Source organism: Vibrio floridensis (assembly GCF_021852965.1).
In the GTDB taxonomy this organism is placed as follows: Bacteria; Pseudomonadota; Gammaproteobacteria; order Enterobacterales; family Vibrionaceae; genus Vibrio; species Vibrio floridensis.
In genome coordinates this window covers 1-1206 of the sequence record NZ_JAKGCY010000060.1, presented here as the reverse complement: position 1 = coordinate 1206, position 1206 = coordinate 1, and the positions used below count along the sequence as shown (strand labels likewise).

Below are 1206 nucleotides of genomic sequence, written 5' to 3'. Positions count from 1 at the left end.
ATTCAGCATCTCGGTTCAAACCACCGATGACAATATTTTTGAAGGCGATGAAACCTTCACGTTGAGTGGCCAGACCGGGTCACAAGCCACGGCTATAACGGGCACTGCAACTCTGAAAGACGATGGCAGTGTCACGCCACCGGATGGTTCGTCAGGCGACGATCGCCCAAGTGTTGATAGCATCAGTAGCCCTACGGTATCGGAAGGCGACAAAGCTACGTTCGACGTTAGCCTGAGCAACGAGAGCACCACAGAAACCACCGTGACCTTAACATTAGCGGGCGACAGCGCGACCGCAGGCACGGATTTCACCAGTACCGAAGTGACCATCACCTACCAAGATGGCACCACACAAACGGTGGCCGTCAACGGCGATGGCACCTTTGACGTGGCGATCCCAGCGGGTGACACCACGTTCAGCATCTCGGTTCAAACCACCGATGACAATGTTTTTGAAGGCGATGAAACCTTCACATTGAGTGGCCAGACCGCGACACAAACCATGGCTACAACGGGCACTGCAACTCTGAAAGACGATGGCAGTGTCACGCCACCGGATGGTTCGTCAGGCGACGATCGCCCAGCGGTATCCGCTATCAGCAGCCCAACGGTATCGGAAGGCGACAATGCAACGTTTAACGTCAGCTTGAGCAACGCGAGCACGACAGAAACCTCCGTCACCTTAACATTAGAGGGTGGCAGCGCGACCGCAGGCACGGACTTTACCGATAGCGAAGTGACCATAACCTATCAAGATGGCACCACACAAAGTGTGGCCGTCAATGGCGATGGCACCTTTGACGTGGCAATCCCAGCGGGTGACACCACATTCAGCATCTCGGTTCAAACCACCGATGACAATGTTTTTGAAGGCGATGAAACCTTTACATTGAGTGGCCAGACCGCGACGCAAACCACGGCTACAACGGGCACTGCAACTCTGAAAGACGATGGCAGCGTTACGCCACCAGATGGTTCGTCAGGCGACGATCGCCCATCGGTATCCTCTATCAGCAGCCCTACGGTATCGGAAGGCGACAAAGCTACGTTTGACGTCAGCTTGAGCAACGCGAGCACCACAGCGACCACCGTGACCTTAACATTGGCGGGCGATAGCGCGACCGCAGGCACGGATTTCACCAGTACTGAAGTGACCATCACCTACCAAGATGGCACCACACAAACCGTGGCCGTCAATGGCGATGG

Annotated in this window: 1 protein-coding gene; it reads left to right on the top strand. The window is 55.4% G+C overall.

Features of this window, described 5'->3' with window-relative positions:
- A partial coding sequence (locus LZU85_RS20865) for a Calx-beta domain-containing protein (RefSeq protein WP_272909940.1) occupies positions 1-1206 on the top strand: 1206 nt, incomplete at both ends.